This window comes from Asticcacaulis sp. AC466, assembly GCF_000495815.1.
Taxonomy (GTDB): Bacteria; Pseudomonadota; Alphaproteobacteria; order Caulobacterales; family Caulobacteraceae; genus Asticcacaulis.
In genome coordinates, this window is record NZ_AWGE01000056.1 from 1 (window position 1) to 524 (window position 524).

Consider the following 524-nt stretch of genomic DNA (forward strand, 5'->3'; position numbering starts at 1 on the left):
CCCCGTTTTGATAGTACTTGCGGCGGAACAGCGTCGCCGCCTCATTCAGCCAGGCGGAGTTAAGCGCGCTGAGGTATTCTGGCAGGCCATACAGTTCCTGGTTAATGTCTGGTTCAATCAGATGAAACACGCTCCCCGGTGCAAACCTATGAGGCTCTTTCCAGTCTTGCACAAACCAATATGTACCAGGTTCAACACCCCGGCGGGTGTATTTCGCCGGTGAACACTGCAGGCGCAACGGCTCGCCGAGTTGGTTTTTCCTTACCTCTAAAAAGGCATTCCCAAACACCAAATAATCCAGCGCATAACGGCTAAATTCTTGCTGACTCAGCATGGGGTGAGGGATGAACGTAGACGCCAAAATGTTGCGCTTAACATACATCGGCGAGCTGTGATGCACGGCGGCGCGCACGCTGCGTGCCAGCCCATCGAAGCTGATCGGCGGTTCGTACCACTTGCCATTGGTCGTGCACTCGATGTAATCAAGAATTTCCCGCTTATCCAGCACGGGCGACGGTTCGCCA

At 54.4% G+C, this 524-nt stretch carries 1 protein-coding gene; it reads right to left on the minus strand.

All coding sequences use genetic code 11. From position 1 onward, the window contains the following. Window positions 1-524: phage portal protein (locus AEAC466_RS44835; protein ID WP_023460308.1), on the minus strand; the 524-nt coding region annotated here is incomplete at both ends.